Origin of the sequence: Paraburkholderia monticola (assembly GCF_001580545.1) — a bacterium.
Classification (GTDB): domain Bacteria; phylum Pseudomonadota; class Gammaproteobacteria; order Burkholderiales; family Burkholderiaceae; genus Paraburkholderia; species Paraburkholderia monticola.
This window is the reverse complement of record NZ_LRBG01000038.1, coordinates 712,884-730,930: the sequence shown is the minus strand read 5'-3', so window position 1 is coordinate 730,930 and position 18,047 is coordinate 712,884. Positions and strand designations below refer to the sequence as shown.

Annotated in this window: 12 protein-coding genes; 5 read left to right on the top strand and 7 right to left on the bottom strand. The window is 66.4% G+C overall.

Annotation, left to right across the window (positions count from 1 at the left end; all coding sequences use genetic code 11):
• Positions 1–8: 8 nt before the first annotated feature.
• From bcsZ to CI15_RS30695, 3 genes are all read left to right on the top strand, one after another.
• Positions 9–1,196, top strand: a complete 1,188-nt coding sequence (gene bcsZ, locus CI15_RS30705) for a cellulose synthase complex periplasmic endoglucanase BcsZ (protein ID WP_062135977.1) — start codon at positions 9–11, stop codon at positions 1,194–1,196.
• Complete coding sequence (locus CI15_RS30700) at positions 1,187–5,887, top strand: cellulose synthase subunit BcsC-related outer membrane protein (protein ID WP_062135974.1); 4,701 nt, start codon at positions 1,187–1,189, stop codon at positions 5,885–5,887. Before bcsZ ends, CI15_RS30700 begins: the two co-directional genes overlap by 10 nt.
• Before the next feature lie 410 nt (positions 5,888–6,297).
• Positions 6,298–8,964 carry a hybrid sensor histidine kinase/response regulator gene (locus CI15_RS30695; RefSeq protein ID WP_062135972.1) on the top strand — a complete coding sequence of 889 codons (2,667 nt, stop codon included), beginning with the start codon at positions 6,298–6,300 and terminating at the stop codon, positions 8,962–8,964.
• 39 nt (positions 8,965–9,003) lie between these two features.
• Here CI15_RS30695 and CI15_RS30690 read toward each other — a convergent pair whose 3' ends face one another.
• From CI15_RS30690 to CI15_RS30665, 6 genes are read right to left on the bottom strand one after another with little or no spacing between them, the layout of a single operon-like run.
• A complete protein-coding gene (locus CI15_RS30690) occupies positions 9,004–10,068 on the bottom strand; it encodes an NADH:ubiquinone reductase (Na(+)-transporting) subunit F (protein WP_062135969.1) in 1,065 nt (354 codons plus the stop codon).
• A gap of 38 nt (positions 10,069–10,106) precedes the next feature.
• Complete coding sequence (locus tag CI15_RS30685; protein ID WP_062135966.1) at positions 10,107–10,469, bottom strand: phenol hydroxylase subunit P4; 363 nt, start codon at positions 10,467–10,469, stop codon at positions 10,107–10,109.
• A 38-nt stretch (positions 10,470–10,507) separates the two neighbouring features.
• Complete coding sequence (locus CI15_RS30680; RefSeq protein WP_062136311.1) at positions 10,508–12,127, bottom strand: aromatic/alkene/methane monooxygenase hydroxylase/oxygenase subunit alpha; 1,620 nt, start codon at positions 12,125–12,127, stop codon at positions 10,508–10,510.
• A gap of 32 nt (positions 12,128–12,159) precedes the next feature.
• Complete coding sequence (locus tag CI15_RS30675; protein WP_018433525.1) at positions 12,160–12,432, bottom strand: MmoB/DmpM family protein; 273 nt, start codon at positions 12,430–12,432, stop codon at positions 12,160–12,162.
• Positions 12,425–13,471, bottom strand: coding sequence for an aromatic/alkene monooxygenase hydroxylase subunit beta (locus CI15_RS30670; protein ID WP_062135951.1), 1,047 nt, complete (start codon positions 13,469–13,471; stop codon positions 12,425–12,427). Before CI15_RS30670 ends, CI15_RS30675 begins: the two co-directional genes overlap by 8 nt.
• 33 nt (positions 13,472–13,504) lie before the next feature.
• Positions 13,505–13,780 carry a phenol hydroxylase subunit gene (locus CI15_RS30665; RefSeq protein WP_062135948.1) on the bottom strand — a complete coding sequence of 92 codons (276 nt, stop codon included), beginning with the start codon at positions 13,778–13,780 and terminating at the stop codon, positions 13,505–13,507.
• A 370-nt stretch (positions 13,781–14,150) separates the two neighbouring features.
• Here CI15_RS30665 and CI15_RS30660 point away from each other — a divergent pair, with 370 nt between their 5' ends.
• Positions 14,151–15,983, top strand: coding sequence for a sigma-54-dependent Fis family transcriptional regulator (locus CI15_RS30660; RefSeq protein ID WP_241495992.1), 1,833 nt, complete (start codon positions 14,151–14,153; stop codon positions 15,981–15,983).
• Between the two features lie 28 nt (positions 15,984–16,011).
• On the opposite strand, the gene CI15_RS30655 is transcribed toward CI15_RS30660, so the two are convergent.
• A complete protein-coding gene (locus tag CI15_RS30655; protein ID WP_241495991.1) occupies positions 16,012–16,644 on the bottom strand; it encodes a MarR family winged helix-turn-helix transcriptional regulator in 633 nt (210 codons plus the stop codon).
• Between the two features lie 234 nt (positions 16,645–16,878).
• Here CI15_RS30655 and CI15_RS30650 point away from each other — a divergent pair, with 234 nt between their 5' ends.
• Positions 16,879–18,033 (top strand): M20 aminoacylase family protein, encoded by a 1,155-nt coding sequence (locus tag CI15_RS30650; RefSeq protein ID WP_062135946.1) that lies wholly within the window; start codon positions 16,879–16,881, stop codon positions 18,031–18,033.
• Positions 18,034–18,047: the final 14 nt, after the last annotated feature.

The window sequence follows — 18,047 nt, the reverse complement described above, 5'->3', positions numbered from 1 at the left end:
TGACTCGTATGCGGTTTCGGATCAACAGAAGGACCTCTTTTGCGCTGGCGCTTGGCATCGGCCTGGCGGCGTCGGCGAGTCTTGCGGCTTGGAGCGGCGCCGCCCAGGCCGCGCAGAACGGCGCCGCCTGCGGCGACTGGAGCGCCTGGCGCAGCTTCGTCGCGCGCTTCGTGCAGGCCGACGGCCGTGTCATCGATTACTCGACGGCGGCCCAGCAGACCACTTCGGAAGGCCAGTCCTACGCGCTCTTTTTCGCGCTGGTCGCCAACGACCGCGCGAGCTTCGACAAAGTACTCGGCTGGACCCGCGCGAATCTCGCGGGCGGTCAGTTCGACCCGCAGAATCTGCGGCTGCCGGCATGGCAATGGGGCAAGAAGCCCGACGGCTCGTACGGCGTGCTCGATCCGAATTCGGCGGCGGATTCCGATCTGTGGATCGCCTACGACCTGCTGGAGGCCGGGCGCCTGTGGCACGACACCGGCTACACGCAACTCGGCGAAGCGCTCGCCGGGCGCATCGCGCGCGACGAAGTCGTGAGCCTGCCCGGCCTCGGGCCGATGCTGCTGCCGGGGCCACAGGGTTTCCAAACCGGCAGCGTGACGCGCCTGAATCCGAGCTATCTGCCGCTGCCGGTGCTGCGCGCGCTCGCGCATGAGTTGCCAAACGGCCCGTGGGCCAAGCTCGCCGACAACGCCTTTCAGTTCGTCAAGACCGTCTCGCCGCAAGGCTTCGCGCCCGACTGGGCGGCCTGGCAGAACGGCCGCTTCGTCGTCGATCCTAAGACCGGCGACGTCGGCAGCTACGACGCGATCCGTGTCTATCTGTGGGCCGGCCTCGCCTCGCCCGCCGATCCGCTCGCCAAACCGTGGCTCGCCGCGCTCGGCGGCATGCGCGCGAAGGTCGCGCAGAACGGCTTCCCGCCCGAGAAGGTCTCGTCGACGACCGGCGAGTCGAGCGGCGAAGGCCCGCTCAGCTACTGGGGCGCGCTCGCGCCTTACTTCAAGACGCTAGGCGACGAGCACGGCCTCGGCCTCGCGCGCACGCGGCTCGCCGCGCTCGACGCGAGCGTGCCGGGTCGCGAACCGGTGTATTACGATCGTGTGCTGGGTCTGTTCGGCACGGGGTTCATCGATGGCCGCTATCACTTCGATGAAGCCGGCCGTCTCGTGCCCGCCTGGAGGACCGCATGCGATTGACCGCTCTCGCCGTGTCGCTGCGCATCGCGCTGTCGGTCGGCGCGGTTTTCTGCGCGGCCACGCCCGCGGCCGATGCGCTCGCGCAGGCGACCAAAGATCCCCTGACCGCGCTGATCGATCAGGGCAAGTACTGGCAGTCGCATCAGCGCGGCGACCTCGCCGAGCAGGCGTGGCAGAAGGTGCTCAGTATCGATCCGAAGCAGCCCGACGCCCTGTTCGGCATGGGCATGGTGCTCGCCGACCGCAAGGACGGCGCCGGCGCGCAGCAATACCTCGCGCGCCTGAAGGCCGTCGCGCCGAACTATCCGAATCTCGATGAGCTCGGCCGCCGCCTCGGCGAAACGAGCCCGCGCGACCAGACAATCAACGACGCGCGCCGGCTCGCGCAAGCGGGCCAGGCCGCGAGCGCGGTGCAGCAGTATCAGCAGGCGCTGGCCGGCAAGCCGGGCACGCCCCAACTGCAGCTGGAGTACTACCAGGCGCTGTCGGCGACGCCCCAAGGCTGGGACGAAGCGCGCCGCGGCCTCGAACAGCTCGCGCGCGACAACCCGAACGACCCGCGCTACACGCTCGCGTACGCGCAGCATCTGACCTATCGCGACGTCACGCGGCGCGACGGCATCGCGCGTCTGCAAAAGCTCGCGGGCGACAGCTCGGTCGGCGCGGCGGCGAAAAAGAGCTGGCGCCAGGCGCTGCTATGGCTCGATGCGCGGCCCTCCGACGCCGCGCTCTACGAGTCGTATTTCCAGACCGCCGGCGACGACGCCGCCGTGAGGGCGCGCTACGAATCGATGGTGCAGCAGGACAGCGCGGCGCGCGCCCGCGCGCAGCAAAACGCCGCCGCCGACGCGCGCGGCCGCGTGATCGCCGACGGCTTCGCCGCGCTCGATCGCGACGACCTCGTGACCGCGCAAGCGAAATTCTCGTCGGTGCTGGCGACGAGTCCCAACGACACCGACGCGCTCGGCGGCATGGGCATCGCCGCGCTGAAGCAGGAACACTTCTCCGAAGCGCGCAACTACCTCGAGCGCGCGTCGCGCGGCCCCAATCCGGCACGCTGGAAATCCGCGCTCGACAGCGCGACCTACTGGACCTACACGAGCGACGCGATCGGCGCGCGCAGCAACGGCGAGTTCGCGAAGGCGAAGTCGCTGTTCGAGCGCGCGATCGCGCTGAATCCGTCCGACGTGACTGCGCAGGTGCTGCTCGGCGAAATGCTGCTCGCCAACGGCGACCCGGCCGGCGCCGAGCAGGCGTACCGGATGGCGCTGCGCCGCCAGGCCGACAATCCCGACGCGATTCGCGGCCTGGTCGGCGCGCTGGCCGCCCAGGGCCGTGCCGATGAGGCGCTGCAGTTCGCCAATCAACTGAACGCGGAGCAACAGGCGAAGGTCGGCGGTATCGACCGTTTGCGCGGCGAGGCGCAGGCGGCGCAGGCCCGCGCGGCCGAAGCGCGCGGCGATCTCGGCACCGCACGCAGCCTGTTCGAGGACGCGCTGCTGAACAAGCCCGACGACCCTTGGCTGCGGCTCGACCTCGCGCGCATCTACGTGCGCCAGGGCGCGGTCGCGAATGCCCGCAGCATGATGGACGGCCTGCTCGCCACGCATCCGAACATGACCGATGCCCTCTACGCGAGCGCGCTGCTGTCGGCGGAAACGCAGGACTGGTCGACCGGTCTCGCACAGCTCGACCGCATTGCACCCGCCGACCGCACCGACGCGATGACGACGCTGCAGCATCGGCTGTGGGTGCATCAGCAGGCCGAGCTCGCGACGCGCATGGCGCACAACGGCCAGGCCCAGCAGGCCATCGCGACCCTGCGCGCCGCCGAGCCGGTGGCCGGCAACAGCCCCGAGCTGATCGGCGTGATCGCCGCCGCGTACCAGCAGGCCGGCGACCCGACCCGCGCGCTCAGCCTCGTGCGCGGCGCGATGAGCGCGGCGCCCGGCAACACCGACCTGCTGCTGCAATACGCGGGCATTCTGTCGGCGGCCAACCAGCAGGCCGAACTCGGCACCGTGATGCGCCAGTTGCAGGGCATGCAGCTGACGCCGCAGCAGCGCACCGACTTCAACAACCTGAACATCGGCATCGTCGTGCGCCAGGCCGATGCGGTGCGCCAGCGCGGCGATCTCGCGAGCGCCTACGACGTGATCGCGCCGTGGCTCGCCGCGATGCCCGACAACCCCGATCTGCAGGCCGCGCTCGGCCGCATGTATGCGAGCGCGGGCGACGACCGCAACGCGCTCACGAGCTTTCGCGTCGCGCTGCAACGCCGCCCGGACGACCTGAGCCTGCTGCAGGCGGCGATCTCGGCCGCGGCCGGCTCGAGGCAGTTCAGCTACGCCGATACGCTCGCGCAACAGGCGCTCGCGCTCGCGCCCAACGATCCGGGCGTGCTCGCGACCGTGGGCCGCATGTACCGCGCCGAGGGCAAGCTGTCGCTCGCGGCGACCTATCTGCAACGCTCGCTCGTCGCGGCCAATACGCCGCTGATGGCGAACGCGCCCCGCAACGCGGGGCCCAACGTGCCGCGCGGCTGGGAAGCCGCGATGAGCCAGATCGGCGCGACGCCGCTGCCGGGCACCAATCCATTCGAAGGCAAAACGGCGATCGCGACTTCGAGCGACGCCGACAACGCCGCGCACCCCGCGCAACCGTTCCTGAATACGCAGTCTCCTTTGCCGACGCAGACCGTGCCGAACTATCCGCCGCCCCCGCCGCCCGCGCCGTACGTCGCGCCTTATAACGCGCCTGCCGCGCCGCCCGCGCCCTATACGGCGCCGATGCAGGCCTATCCGAATGCGGCGCCGCGCTCCGACGCCAACCTCGGTGGCTACGGGCAGGAATCTTACGGTTCGAGCCAATCGGGCGCGCCGTTGCAGCCTTACCCGGCGCAAGGCCAGGCGCCGATGCAGCAGATGCAGCCGCAGCAGCAGTACAACGCGGGCTACGCGCAGGCGCAGCCCTATGCGCAACAGCAAGCCTACCCGCAGCAGCAAGCCTACCCGCAGCAGCCTTATCCGCAGCAGCCAGCGTATGCACAGCAGCCGTACGGCGCGCAGGACGGCTATGCGGCGACCCCGTGGCCGATGTCGCCGGCCGCCCGCGAGGCGCAGGCCAACGCCGCATCGACGACGCCGCTGCCATACGGCTCGACCCGCACGACCACGAAAAAGAGCACGAAGAAGAGCACCGCGAAAACGAGCCAGGCCGCGCCGGTCTACGCGCAGCAGCAGCCGCCCTATCCGCAGCAGCAGGGTTACGCGCAGCCATATCAGCCGTATCAGCCCTACCAGCCGTACCCGCCGCAGCAGCAGCCTTATCAGCCCTACCCGAACCAGGGCTACTACGCGCAGCAGCCGTACATCCCGCAGCCGCCCGCCGGCTATGCGCAGCCGTACTACCCGCCCGGCACCAACGCGCCGAACAACCCGCAGGCCAACGTCGCGAATGCGCAGACGCTCGGCGTCGCCGAAGAGCTTGCGCAAGTCAATCGCGAGCAGTCGAGCACCGTGTCGGGGGGCCTGATCTTCCGCAATCGCGTGGGCGAGGACGGCCTGTCGTCGCTCACCGACATCGAGGCGCCGATCCAGGGACGCATCAAGGCCGGCAACGGTCATGTGGTCGTGACCGCGACGCCGGTCACGCTCGACGCCGGTACCGCCTCGAACAGCGCCACGACGCTGGCGCGCTTCGGCGGGGGCGTGTCGACGCCCGCGGGGCAATCGAACGTGACCGCCGGCAACAACAACTACGGCAGCCAGACGGCCAGTGGCGTGGGATTGTCGGTCGGTTACGAGAGCCGCAGCATCAACGGCGATATCGGCGTCACGCCGATCGGTTTCCGCGAGACCAACATCGTCGGCGGCGCCGAGTACGACGGCGGCATCACCGACAAGGTGTCGTATTCGCTGGCGGTCGCACGCCGCGCGGTGACCGACAGCCTGCTGTCGTACGCGGGCGCGCGCGATCAGGGCGCCGGGCTCGAATGGGGTGGCGTGACGTCGAACGGCGCGCGCGCCGCGCTCAGTTGGGACGACGGCACGAGCGGTCTGTACGTGAACGCGGCGTACCAGCACTACATGGGCTACAACGTGCCGAGCAACAACGCGGTCAAGGGCGGCGGCGGCGTCTACACGCGTCTGTTGAAGGACGCCGACATGACGCTGACGCTCGGCGTCAACACGACGATCATGGGCTACAACCGCAATCTGTCGTACTTCACGTACGGCCAGGGCGGCTATTTCAGCCCACAGCAGTACGTGATCCTGAACCTGCCGGTCGAATGGTCCGGCCGCTACGAGCTGTTCACGTACGACGTGAAGGGTTCGATCGGCGTGCAGCATTACCGCGAAGATCCGTCCAACTACTTCCCGACCGACCCGAACCGGCAAACCAACGCGGCGGCGTTCGCGAGCAGCAACAACGCGCCTGACGGCCTCCAGAGCAACCAGGTCTACCCCGGCCAGAGCAAGACCGGCGTGTCGTATTCGATCAGCGCGGTCGGCGAATATCAGCTCGCGCCGCAACTCGCGGTCGGGGCCACCGCGTCGCTCGGCAACGCCTACGAATATCGCGAGTGGCTCGCGGCCGTGTACGTGCGCTACAGCTTCAACAAGCAGACCGGCTTGCAGCCATTCCCGCCGGTGCCGCTGACGTCGCAGTATCTGTCGCTGTCCAACTGACGGATGCGCTCGCTGGGTGAGACCCACGCTCGACGAATCGCGAGCGTTGGTTTCACCCGTTCCTCACTTCGCGGATATCGTGTGATGTTTTGCTGCGCCACCGTACGGTTCGAAGCCGGCGCAGGTGTCCGGACGATTCGCGCCTGACACGATCCCCAGCGCCGATGCGGGCGCTTCTTCCGATTCCAGCGCCGCAACCAACGCGTCTCGCGGTAAGTGTTGCACCTGCATCGAACGATGTCCCTTAACGGATGCTTTCGGCGACCCTGCAGGTCCGGCACCCCCCCCGAACAGCACGCGCAATGCGTCAGCGAGACGATGGCTTGCCCTACAATAATCAGAGCGCGCGAAGCCCACGAAGCTTCGTCAACGCGCCCACCATTTCGACGTGATCTCTCGTGGAGCACGGCATGCCTTTTCCGGCACAAGACTACGGCTGCGCCGGCTGGCGCGGCGAGATGGCGCAACGCATCAGCGAATTCGACTGGCGCGCGACCAGCCTCGGCGCGATCGAAAACTGGCAGCGCAGTCTGACCTCGACGGTCCAGTTGATGCTCGCCTCGCCGGTGCCGCTCGTCCTGTTGTGGGGCGAGCCCGGCCACATGATCTACAACGACGCCTACGCGGTTTTCGCGGGCGGTCGGCATCCATATCTGCTCGGCTGTCCGGTCGAAGCCGGCTGGCCCGAGGTCGCCGACTTCAATCGTCAGGTCATGCGCACCTGCCTCGCGGGCGGCACGCTGTCGTATCGCGACAAGGCGCTCGTGCTGCTGCGCGACGGCAAGCCCGAAGACGTCTGGATGGATCTGTACTACAGCCCGGTCGCGGGCGACACGGGCGCCCCTGCCGGCGTCATCGCGATGGTCGTCGAGACGACCGGGCGCGTGCTGACCGAGCGCCTGCGCCAGCAAGCCGAAATCGAACTGCACGAGACCAACGAACGCTTGCAGCTCGCGCTGAACACCGGCGCCGTGCTCGGCACCTGGGTGCTCGACGTGCGCACGGGCGAGGTCAGCGGCGACGAGCGTTTCGCGCGCACTTTCTCGTTTGCGCGCGACAAAGCGTCGAAAGGCGTGCCGCGCGAGGCGGCGACGCAGATGATCCACCCCGACGACCGGGTGCTCAACGACAACCAGATCGCCGAAGCCATCCGCAGCGGCGGCCCGTTTCGCGTCGAGTACCGAATCCGGCGCGCCGACGGCGAATATATATGGGTGCAGGCGAACGGCCGCTGCCAGTTCGACGAACACGGCGAGCCGACGCGCTTTCCGGGCGTGCTGATCGATATTCACGAGCGCAAGATCGCAGAACAGCAGCTCGTTCAGTTGACCGAAACGCTCGAGCAGCGTGTCGCCGACTCGATCGCGGCGCGCGCGCTCGCCGAGGAGCAGCTGCGCCAGGCGCAGAAGATGGAAGCGATCGGCAGCCTGACGGGCGGCGTCGCGCACGACTTCAACAACGTGCTGCAGGTGATCAACGGCAATCTGCAGATGCTCGCCGCCGACGCCGACGACGATCCCGTCACGCAGCGACGTCTGTCCGCCGCGACCGACGCCGTCAGACGCGGCGCGAAGCTGGCCGCGCACCTGCTCGCGTTCGCGCGCCGTCAGCCGCTCTCACCGACCGTGCTGAATCCGCGCCGCCTGCTGACCGGCATGAGCGAGATGCTGCACCGCGCGCTCGGCGAAACGGTGCGGATCGACACGGTGCTCAGCGACGATCTGTGGAACGTGCAGGTCGACCGCAATCAGCTCGAAAACGCGCTGCTCAATCTGGCGATCAATGCGCGCGACGCGATGCGCGCCGACGGCGTGCTCACGGTTCGCGCGACCAACCGCACGCTCGACGCCGCCTTCTGTCGCGACAAGCCGGAGCTGTCGCCCGGCGAATACGTGGAGTTTTCGGTCGCCGACACCGGTTCGGGTATGCCGCCCGAGGTGCTGCAACACGTGTTCGAGCCGTTCTTCACGACCAAGCCCGATGGCCACGGCACCGGCCTTGGCCTGTCGATGGTGTTCGGCTTCGCGCGGCAAAGCGGCGGGCATGTCACGATAGAAAGCGAAGTGGGACACGGCACCACGGTGTCGCTGTTCTTTCCGCGCTGCTGCGAGACGGAGACGCTGGAGACCGTCGACGGCACCGCCGCATCGATCGGCGGCGGCGAAACGATCCTCGTCGTCGAGGACGATGCCGACGTGCGGCTGACCGCGGTCGAAATGCTCGCGCAGCTCGGCTATAAGGTGCTGACCGCGTCGAACGGCGACGCGGCGCTCGAGTTCATCGACAGCGACGTGCCGATCGATCTGCTGTTCACCGACGTCGTGATGCCCGGCAAGCTGAAGAGCGTCGAGCTCGCAGAGCGCGCGGCCGCGCGCACGCCGCCGCTGCCCACGCTATTCACATCAGGCTATACGCGCGACGAAATGGTCCACCACGGCAAGCTCGACGCCGGTATCACGCTGCTGTCCAAGCCCTACCGGCGCGACGATCTTGCGCGCCTCGTGCGCAACGTTCTGCGCGCGGGCGCCGCGAGCGCGGACCAGACAGCCGACATCCGCGAGGCGCGCATCGCCGCGTGCGTGCCGCCCACCGCGTACGAAAGCGCGCACCCGCACGGCGCGGCCAAAGCGCCGCGCGACAGGTCGAGGAAGACGTCGCCGAAGCATCGCCAGCCGCGCGCCGCCCAGCAAGCCGCGCGCGTGCTGTTGGTCGAGGACGACACCGAATCGCGCGAGGCGCTCGGCGAACTGCTCGCGGCGCTAGGCGTCGCCTGTACCGCGGTCGCGAGCGCGGAGGCAGCGCTGCCGCTCGCCAACACGCAACACTACGACGTGCTGTTGACCGACCTCACGCTGCCTGGCATGTCCGGCGACGAACTCGCCCGCGCCGTACGGCGCTTGCAGCCGGAGATACGCGTGCTGCTGGTGTCGGGCTACGGTCACAGCGCCGAGATCGGAGCAGCGATTCCGGGCGCGCGGCTGCTCGGCAAACCGCTCGATATGGCGCAATTGCGAACCGAGCTCGCGCCATGGCTCGACCATACCGAGGCGGCGTCCTGGTCCAACGTCGGAGCGTGAGCCAGCGTGCCTTCCTGGCTTCTGCATGACAGCCGTGCTTCAGATCGACCTGAATAACGGACTCTTCGCGAGCGCCTCGGCACCGTCCGCGTTGCTGAGGAATTTCTCCGTGTAGATGTCACGCTCGAACAACTGCCCTTGCATCAGCGCGCGGATCGACGCTTCGATCATCACCGGCGGTCCGCACAGATACGCCTTGTGGCCGCGAAAATCGCCGCCGAAGTGCGCCTTCGCGGCCTCGTGGACGAAGCCGCGAAACCCCTCCCATGCACTACCCTCGGCCTCGTTCGACAGCGCCGGCACATAGGTGAAATTCGCGTGCCGCTCGGCGAGCGCGACGAACTCGTCGTGGTAATACAGCTCCGCGCGATCGCGCGCGCCGTACACGAGCGTGATCGGCCGCGTGTCGCCCTCGTCGAGCAGATCGAGCAGCATCGAACGCGGGCTCGACAATCCCGAGCCGCCCGCGATCAGGATCACCGGTTGTGGGTCCGACGCGCGCACGAAGAACCGGCCGAACGGACCGGTAAAGCGCAGCGCGTCGCCGGGCTTCAGCGCTTCGTGCAGATAGCCGGTGCCCTTGCCGCCCGGCACGCGCCTCACGTTCAGCTCGATCAGCGTCGATGACCCCGGCTTGCCGGCGAGCGAAAACGCGCGCGGCGTGTCTTCGCCGGGAATCTGCACGTTCACGTACTGCCCCGCCTGAAACTCGATGCCCTCGCCGTCCAACTCGACGAAGATGCCCTTGATGGTCGGCGTCAGATCGATGCTGTCCTTCACGCGGCCCGTGAAATCGCGGACCGGGAAGTGACGCGCGTCGACATCCTCGTCGATATCGGCTTCGATCGTCAGATCCGATTGCGCGGTCGCGCAGCACGCGAGGCACTTGCGTTCGTCGCGTTCGAAATCCATCAGCGCGAACGGCGACGCGTTGCCGTGCTCGATCTCGCCGTCGACGACCTGCACCTTGCAGGTCGCGCACAACCCGTGGCAGCACGCGTGCGGTAGCCATACGCCGGCGCGCAGGCACGCGTCGAGAATGGTCTGTTCGTCACCGATCTCGATCGTGTGGCCGATCGGCTCGATGGTTAGCTGGTAGCTCATGTCAGCGTCTCCTCTTTCTGGTCACGAGAGCGCGCGGCCTAGCTGCACGAGCCGCGAATGCCGGTCAAACCCGGCGTGCGAAAACGGATCAGTGCCTTGTGAAGCAGGCCGTTTTCTTCGAGCGTCCGATCGAATGCGGGCGTGAAGCGCTCGTTCGAGCGGAACCATTCGATCTCGTCCTGCTTCACGCGCTCCCAGTCGGGATGCGCGGCGTAGATGCCGGGCAGCACGTCGTTCGCGAGCGTCGCGAACGTCATCGACGGCGCCACCGGAATGCAATGCGGCGCGCAGAACATCAAATGATCTTCCCAGCCGATAAACAGCAGGCGGTTGCCGTGGAAGTTTTCCTCGCGGTCTTTCACTTCGCCCGTGTAGCCTTCTTTGAGCGCGATAACTGACATGGTGTGTCTCCTTCGTATCCGGTTGGCGTGGGTGAGCGTCACGCGGCTTGCGCGGCGGGTGTTCCTGGGCCCGTGGCTTCGGTGACGTTTTCCGTGGTGCCCTCGCCGCCGTGGCTCGGCTTGCCGGTCCAGCGCAGCCAGTTCTTTCTGTCGGGTGAATCCTCGAACTCGTGACCGTCCGCGCCGACGTTGATGTGGTAATAGCGCAGCACTTCGGCGAGCGGATCGAAATCGGCGGCGGACGGGTCCGCGTCTTTCTCGAAGCAGTTGCCCTGGTAGATCTGATGCACCGGCAACCACGCCTGGACGTATTTCTCCGGCTCGTTGTCGAAGATGTCCTTGCAGCCGTCCGAGCAGAAGTGGTACTTGTTGCCGAGATAATCGCTTTCGCGGTAGCAGGTTTTGGTCGGATCGTCGGGCTCGGTGAAGGCCATCGGGATCTGGCAGATCTGGCACAGCATCGGCAGCGTGTTGTTGTAGAAGCGCTTGCCCGCTTTCTGCTGCTCGCGCCAGTACTCGAAGCGTGGACGATACAGCTTGTCGAACGTCGCCGGATACTTGTCGGCGAGCCAGTTCATTTCGTCGTCCGACGGAATCCACGTATGCATCGCCGCCGCGTGCGTGTAGTTGTAGAAGATGCCCCACGCTTCGTGCGAAAGGCGGTCCTTCTCTTTCGAGGCGACCTCGTGATACTTCGGCATGCGAATGCCGTAGCGTTCGAGATCATGAAACAGCGCGCCGCCGTTCTTCTCGAAGTAGGTTTCCCACGCTTCCTGCCACGACATGATCCGCTTCGGCAGCATGTAGTCCATCATCATCGCGACGAGCGTCAAGAGCCGGTAGCCGCGCCAGAACCATTTGTCGATCCACTTCTGGATGATCGGCACGTTGCCCGGGTCCTGTTCGAGCAGGAACTTCACGACTTCGAGACCGAGCGTCATATGGCGCGATTCGTCGGACTGCGCGGAGAAGCCGAACGTCACCGTCGCCATGTCGCCGTTGAATGCGGCGCCCGACATGAACGGCATGAACAGCAGATTGGTCAGCACGTATTCGAACGAGAACGAGATCGCGGTGACGAACTCGAACGGGCCGGCGCTCATCGCGTCTTCGAAGTACGACTTCGGCACCGACAGATACCAGACCCGGTCGTGCATATGCTTGAAGTCGTGAAAGCCGTTGAAGAACTTGTTGTAGTGGCTGATCGTATGAACCTGCGTCTGCGCGTGCCGCAATTCGTCGATCGCCTGCATCTGGCAGGCGATGCGTGCGCCGGCGCCGCGAAAGTTCCGGCCGGCGAGCGCGAAGCCGCGATGCGCCGCGTATTCGAGCGGACTCACGCCGGTCAGGAACAGCTTCAGCGCGTTGATATAGCGCGGGTCGGTCACGTTGAACTGGCCGTTGTTCTGCTGGAACGCGTCGATGATCGCGTACAGCTTGCGTTCCTTTTCGCCCTGATATTTCCAGTAGGCGTCCATCGTCAGGCGGAACGGGTCTTCCCATTTGTCCCAGTCGTGGACCTTGATGCCTTCGAAGCGGTCGTACGGAAAGACCTCATCCATCGGCTGATAGGTCGTCTCCCAGCCGAGGCCGCGCGTCAGCATCGCGTAGTTTTCCTTGATGCTCAGCTTCTTCGGCGTCGTGTTCGTGGTGCTCATCGTGCGTCTCCCATGCGATTGGTCGCGGCCACTCAGGCCTTCCATTCGAGAATGAATTCGTCGTCGGTCTCGTCGATGTTGCCGCCGAGCGAAATCAGATTGAGTTGCAGCTCGCGCAGATCGAAGTCGCGCCCGATGCGCTCCTCGATCGACTCGCGCCGGATCACGAGCCGCCCGACCGCATCGATCTTGACCATCGCCGGAAACGCGTTGACGACGGCGTGCGGGTTGTCCGCCTCGATCGCCTCGATGATCGGGCGCGAGTCGTCGTTGGTCTGAAACGCGATGAATACGGAATCAGCCATGTTGGGTCTCCTGGGTGGGCTGTGCTGTGGGCTGCGCCGCGAGCGGCACGCCCTGCTTCTGGATGCGCGCATCGAACGCCTGGGTGATCTCGCGCAGTGCCGCATCGGCCTCGTCAGCGCCCAGCGCTTCGACGGCAAGCGGGCGCAACGCCTCTAGCACGCGGGGCTGCCACTGCGCGATCCAGCGCCCGAGCAATGCGGCGTTCTGCGCCGACTCCACCGCCGCGGTCTTCAACGTCGCATCGACCCAGCGGCTCGTTTCGTCGTACCAGCCGCTCGCGAACTCGTTCAACATGCCGAGCGCCGCGCCGTGCTCGCGCGACAAACGCTGGTCGATATGCCGGTAGACGAGCGGATACAACAAACCATCGAGCACGACGTTTTGCGCGACATAGGTTTCGAACCAGTCCTGCACGACCATCGTGTCCTCGACCACGCGACGCAGGCCCTGCCACATCGGATCATCGAGCCAGCGCTGTTTTCCCTCGACCAGCGAGGCGCCCGAATTGCCGTCGAGCAGCAGACCGATACGCGACAGGTACTGCGCGATGCCGAGGCGGTCCATCGCGTGGAACATCGTCGCCTGCGTGATCGCGGTGCCCCAGCCGTAGCCGGTCACGAAGCAGTTGTTCGTGTTGGCCGCCCATTCGAGGTGGCGCAGCGGCACCATCAGCGCGGCGATGCGCGCTCTCGCGTCATCGGGCAGATCGGCGAGCAGACGCCGTCGCGTGACGAACTCGATGTTCTTCTCCATCGTGTCCTGCTGCCTCGCCCGCGCGATCGTGTACGCGCCGTAGTAGTACTGGCGCGGATCCTTGAACGCGTACCAGTCGTTCATGCGGATCGCCGTGCGGCCCTTGTCGTAGAGCGCGAAGCCGGGCTGCCACAGCGGCCGGTAATGGAAGTTGTCTTCGGGCTGCAGCTCCAGCGTCGCTTCCTGATAGCGCGACGCCGGCTTGTCCGCGCCGAGCCGTCTCGCGACATGCGAGAAGGTCTGGCGGATCTGCTGGACCGAGGACGTCTTGATGTCGATCTGCATGGGGTCTCTCCTATGTCTCTTATGGGGGGCGCTTCACTCGGCGACGCCCGGCGTGCCGTAGCGCCACTTCAGTTGCTCCAGATCCAACGCGGCGGCTTCGTCGTCGCTCAACTGGCACACGTGATGAGTCGCGCAGAAGGACGCGTAGTCCCTGGCGCTCATCACGAGCTCGACGCTCAGGCCCGGATCGCCGATCGAGAAATCGAACTCGACGAAGCCGTCGTCGCGGCATTCGCGCACGCGGACATAGCGCCGCGTGACATCGAACGTTCGCGACGGCGGTTCGGCGTGGGGTGATTGCGAGGGCATCACGGTCTCCAGATGTTTTGGCGTTATCCGTCACTGCACGCTTTCGTCGAAACTGGCGGCAGCGCGCCTATTAATGCAACCGCTATGCCAACGGACCAGGAGAGGCCGCGCGCCGCGCGGCGAAAAGCGCACAATCCCTTGTGAATCAACCACCAAACAGCAATCGAAATTTCGCGCGGCGGATTCGCCGCGAGACGCATGCGTGCTCGCGCTAGATCAAATGATCGAAACCACCCACTTGCACGCGTTGCGCAGCCGATCAAATCGTCATCAGGGAACACCCGAGGGCGAGCCGCGCGCGCCGCATTGCATACTGTCGGCCGGCATACGCCGACGAAAAACACAGACAGGTAGTTGGAGACGAATTCCGATGGCCAACCGAATCAAGCCCGCCGCGAACCCGCGCATGTCGATGGTCTCGCCCAAGGGCGACTGCGTGGACAGCCTGCGCTATCCGGACATCGCGGACCTGATGTCGAGGCTGCACTTCTCGCCCGGCGACGGGCGCATCTGGCTCGGCGATCAGCGCATGCTGCTCGTGCATACGGGCTCGGTCGGCGTGATGCGCCGCGAGCTGATCGATAGTCTCGGCATCGACGCGGCGCGCGGCCTGCTCACGCGCATGGGCTACAACTCGGGTGCGCGCGACGCCGAGCTTGCGCGCAAGGTGCGTCCCGATAGTTCGATTACCGAAATGTTCGCGGTCGGCCCGCAATTGCACATGCTCGAAGGCATGACCGTGGTCGAGCCGGTGCGGCTCGAGATCGACGTCGAAAAAGGCCATTACTACGGCGAGTTCGTCTGGAAGAACTGCGCGGAAGACGAGGAGCATGTGCGCATCTACGGCATCGGCGCGGAGCCGGTGTGCTGGACGCAGATCGGTTATGCCTCGGGTTATACGAGCGTGTTCATGGGACGCCCGATCGTCTATCGCGAGGTCGAGTGCCGCGCGCTCGGGCAGTCGCAATGCCGGATCGTCGGCAAGCCGGTCGAGGAATGGGGCGACGAAGCCGCCGACGATCTGCGCTTCATGCAGGCACAGTCGTTCACGCAAGGGCTCTCGGCGGCGGCGGTAAAGCGCGACGTCAAACCGGACGCGAGCGTCGCCCTGCTCGGCGACACCCGGCCGCCCACGCCCACCGCATTCGGTGACGACAACATGGTCGGCGCGTCGCCCGGCTTCAACGCGGTCTGCCACATGATCCGGCGCGTCGCGAACACACGCGCAACCGTGCTGTTTCTCGGCGAAAGCGGCGTCGGCAAGGAAGTGTGCGCGCGCACGCTGCATCGGATCAGCGCATGCAGCGACGGTCCGTTCGTCGCGGTCAATTGCGCGGCGATTCCGGAGGCGCTGGTCGAATCGGAACTGTTCGGCGTCGAGCGTGGCGGCTTTACCGATGCGACGCACAGCCGCGCGGGCCGCTTCGAGCGCGCCGACGGCGGCACGCTGTTTCTCGACGAGATCGGCGTTCTGAGCCTGACCGCCCAGGGCAAGCTGCTGCGCGCGCTGCAGGAAGGCGAGATCGAACGGATCGGCGACACGCAGACGCGCCGCGTCAACGTACGCGTAATCGCCGCGACGAACCTCGATCTGAAGGACGAGATTCGCGCGGGACGCTTCAGGGAAGACCTGTATTTCCGGCTCAACGTGTTCCCGATTCGCGTGCCGTCACTGCGCGAGCGGCGTGAGGACTTGCCGGTGCTGCTCAATCACATGCTGCACAAATACCGCGAACGTCATGCGCGCGACGTGACCGGCTTCACCGGCCGCGCGCTCGACGCGCTGCTGAACTACGGCTGGCCCGGCAATATCCGCGAGATGGAGAACCTCGTCGAGCGCGGCGTGATTCTCGCGCCGGACGGCGGGGCGATCGATATCGGCCATCTGTTTACGAGCGGCGAAACGATCGACGCGCAGATGTTCGGCCTCGGCACCAACGGCTCGCTGATGCCGTCGGGTTCGCTGCTCGATCAGCAGGCCGCCGGCGACGGCGAGGCGGAACGGGTGGTCAGAAAGGTGAACGATCTGCTGATGGGCGCGAGCGGCGAGATCGACCCGACCTCGCTCGACGATATCGAAACCGCGCTGCTGAAAAGCGCGGTGCAACGCGCGCAGGGCAATCTGTCGGCGGCCGCGCGCACGTTGGGGATTACGCGGCCGCAGCTGGTTTATCGGCTGAAGAGCCGCGGGCTGCGGGTGTAGGCAAGCGGTGGCCGGACGCCTCGCCTGATCAGCCCTGCCCCTTCCCCGTTTTGCGAAACTCGTCGACCAGCTTGTCGACGATACGGTTCAGCTGGCCGCGCTCGTCGGCCGACAGCACCGACAGGATCTCCGTCTCCAGCGTGTGCCCCAGTTCGTCGCTGGACGTGCGGGTCCGCTTGCCGGCCGCGGTCGGCCATAGCTGGAAGTGGCGCGCGTCGTCCGGATGGATCGAGCGCCGCACCAGCTTGCGTTCGATCAGGTCCGCGACGAGCTTCGACAGCAGCGTCTTCTCGATTAGCGTCAGTTCCTTCAACGTGGTCGCCGTAATCCCCGGCGCATCGCAGATGATCCGCAGCACCCGCAGCGAACGAACGTCGAGCCCGACGGCGGGCCGGTAGGCCGCATTCGCGCGGCTGATCATTTCGCTCTTGATCAGATCGAGCTTGAAGGTCAGGAAATACGACACGCCGCGCGTCGAGGCGAGCGCGTCCGGCGCGCCGTCCTCCGCTTGTTGCGTCGCTTGTTGAATCGCTTCTTGCGCTGCTGGTTGCGCGGCTTCTTGCGCCGCGCCGTTCGCGGTGTCGTGCGGCGCGTCGCCCGGATCGTTCGCGCGGCGCTTCGTCTGAGCCTTCTGTCCCGCCGCTGGCCTGCCTGCTCGCATCTGTTCGCGTCCTGTCTGAAGACTGTGCCTGATATGAAGCGCGTTGCGCCGCTGCGATGCCGCGCGCCCCTTGATACCAGCGATGATAGCCCAGCCAACCGTCCGCGATCCGATTATCAGGGAAAAGCATTAGTTGAAAATATCAACTAATGAATTATTCTTCGATACGCACCGGCCGACTGCGCATCGCGCGGACGGACCGCATTCCCACCCATCACAGCGAGGCTTGGCGGTATGCAGACGGACAATCAGTTGAACGCGCTCGGCGAACAGATGCGCGCATGGCGCAGGGATATCCACCAGCATCCCGAGCTCGGCTTTCACGAGCATCGCACGGCCGGGCTGGTCGCGAAGCTGCTGGCCGACTGGGCGATCGAGGTGCAGACCGGCATCGGCGGCACGGGCGTAGTGGGCACGATTCGCGGCACGCGCGGCGACGGCCCGTCGATCGGTTTGCGCGCCGACATGGACGCGCTGCCGATGAGCGAAAAAGGCACCCCCGCGCACCGCTCGATGCACGACAACGTGTTCCACGGCTGCGGCCACGACGGCCACACCGCGATCCTGCTCGGCGTCGCCCAACACCTGGCCGCGCATCGCGACTTTCGCGGCACCGTCCATCTGATCTTCCAGCCGGCCGAGGAAACGCTGCGCGGCGGTTCGGCGATGATCAGCGATGGCCTGTTCGAGCGCTTCCACTGCGACGAAATCTACGCGCTGCACAACAACAACCAGCTACCGGCCGGCAAGATCGGCGTGCGCAGCGGCGCGATCCTGTCGGCCTGCGACCTGTTCCGCATCACCGTCAAGGGCATCGGCAGCCATGCGGCGATGCCGCACAAGTCGATCGATCCGCTGATCGTCGGCACGACGCTCGTGCAGTCGATCCAGAGCATCGTGAGCCGCAACATCGATCCGCTCGACACCGCCGTGGTCAGCGTCTGCAAGTTCCTGTCGGGCACCGCGATCAACGTGATCCCCGACACCGCGGTGCTCGAAGGCACCGTGCGCACGCTCTCGGTCAAGGCCCAGGAAACCACGCTCGCGCGGCTGCGCGCGATCTGCGAAGGCGCGGCCACGATGTACGGCTGCGAAGTCAGCTTCGAACATCTGCAAACCTCGCCGCCGACGCTCAACACGCCCGCCGAAACCGACACCGTGCGGCGCGCCGCCGAGCGCGTGCTCGGCGCGGACAACGTGATCGTCGACGTCGCGCCGCTGATGGCCTCGGAAGACTTCGCGTTCATGCTGCAGCAACGCCCGGGCTCGTACTTTTTCCTCGGCCACGATGGGCTCACCTGCCACCACCCGGAGTTCGACTTCGACGACGACACCGCCCCCACCGGCGCGACCGTGTTCATCGAAATCGTCCGGCAGCGGCTCGGTTAATCCACATTCAGGCA

What these genes read in the sequence shown, in the direction of transcription:
- CI15_RS30660 (WP_241495992.1), top strand. Translation starts at nt 14,151, where the DNA reads ATGGCCAACCGAATCAAGCCCGCCGCGAACCCGCGCATGTCGATGGTC.
- CI15_RS30655 (WP_241495991.1), bottom strand. Translation starts at nt 16,644, where the DNA reads ATGCGAGCAGGCAGGCCAGCGGCGGGACAGAAGGCTCAGACGAAGCGC.
- bcsZ (WP_062135977.1), top strand. Translation starts at nt 9, where the DNA reads ATGCGGTTTCGGATCAACAGAAGGACCTCTTTTGCGCTGGCGCTTGGC.
- CI15_RS30650 (WP_062135946.1), top strand. Translation starts at nt 16,879, where the DNA reads ATGCAGACGGACAATCAGTTGAACGCGCTCGGCGAACAGATGCGCGCA.
- CI15_RS30675 (WP_018433525.1), bottom strand. Translation starts at nt 12,432, where the DNA reads ATGGCTGATTCCGTATTCATCGCGTTTCAGACCAACGACGACTCGCGC.
- CI15_RS30695 (WP_062135972.1), top strand. Translation starts at nt 6,298, where the DNA reads ATGCCTTTTCCGGCACAAGACTACGGCTGCGCCGGCTGGCGCGGCGAG.
- CI15_RS30670 (WP_062135951.1), bottom strand. Translation starts at nt 13,471, where the DNA reads ATGCAGATCGACATCAAGACGTCCTCGGTCCAGCAGATCCGCCAGACC.
- CI15_RS30685 (WP_062135966.1), bottom strand. Translation starts at nt 10,469, where the DNA reads ATGTCAGTTATCGCGCTCAAAGAAGGCTACACGGGCGAAGTGAAAGAC.
- CI15_RS30665 (WP_062135948.1), bottom strand. Translation starts at nt 13,780, where the DNA reads ATGCCCTCGCAATCACCCCACGCCGAACCGCCGTCGCGAACGTTCGAT.
- CI15_RS30700 (WP_062135974.1), top strand. Translation starts at nt 1,187, where the DNA reads ATGCGATTGACCGCTCTCGCCGTGTCGCTGCGCATCGCGCTGTCGGTC.
- CI15_RS30690 (WP_062135969.1), bottom strand. Translation starts at nt 10,068, where the DNA reads ATGAGCTACCAGCTAACCATCGAGCCGATCGGCCACACGATCGAGATC.
- CI15_RS30680 (WP_062136311.1), bottom strand. Translation starts at nt 12,127, where the DNA reads ATGAGCACCACGAACACGACGCCGAAGAAGCTGAGCATCAAGGAAAAC.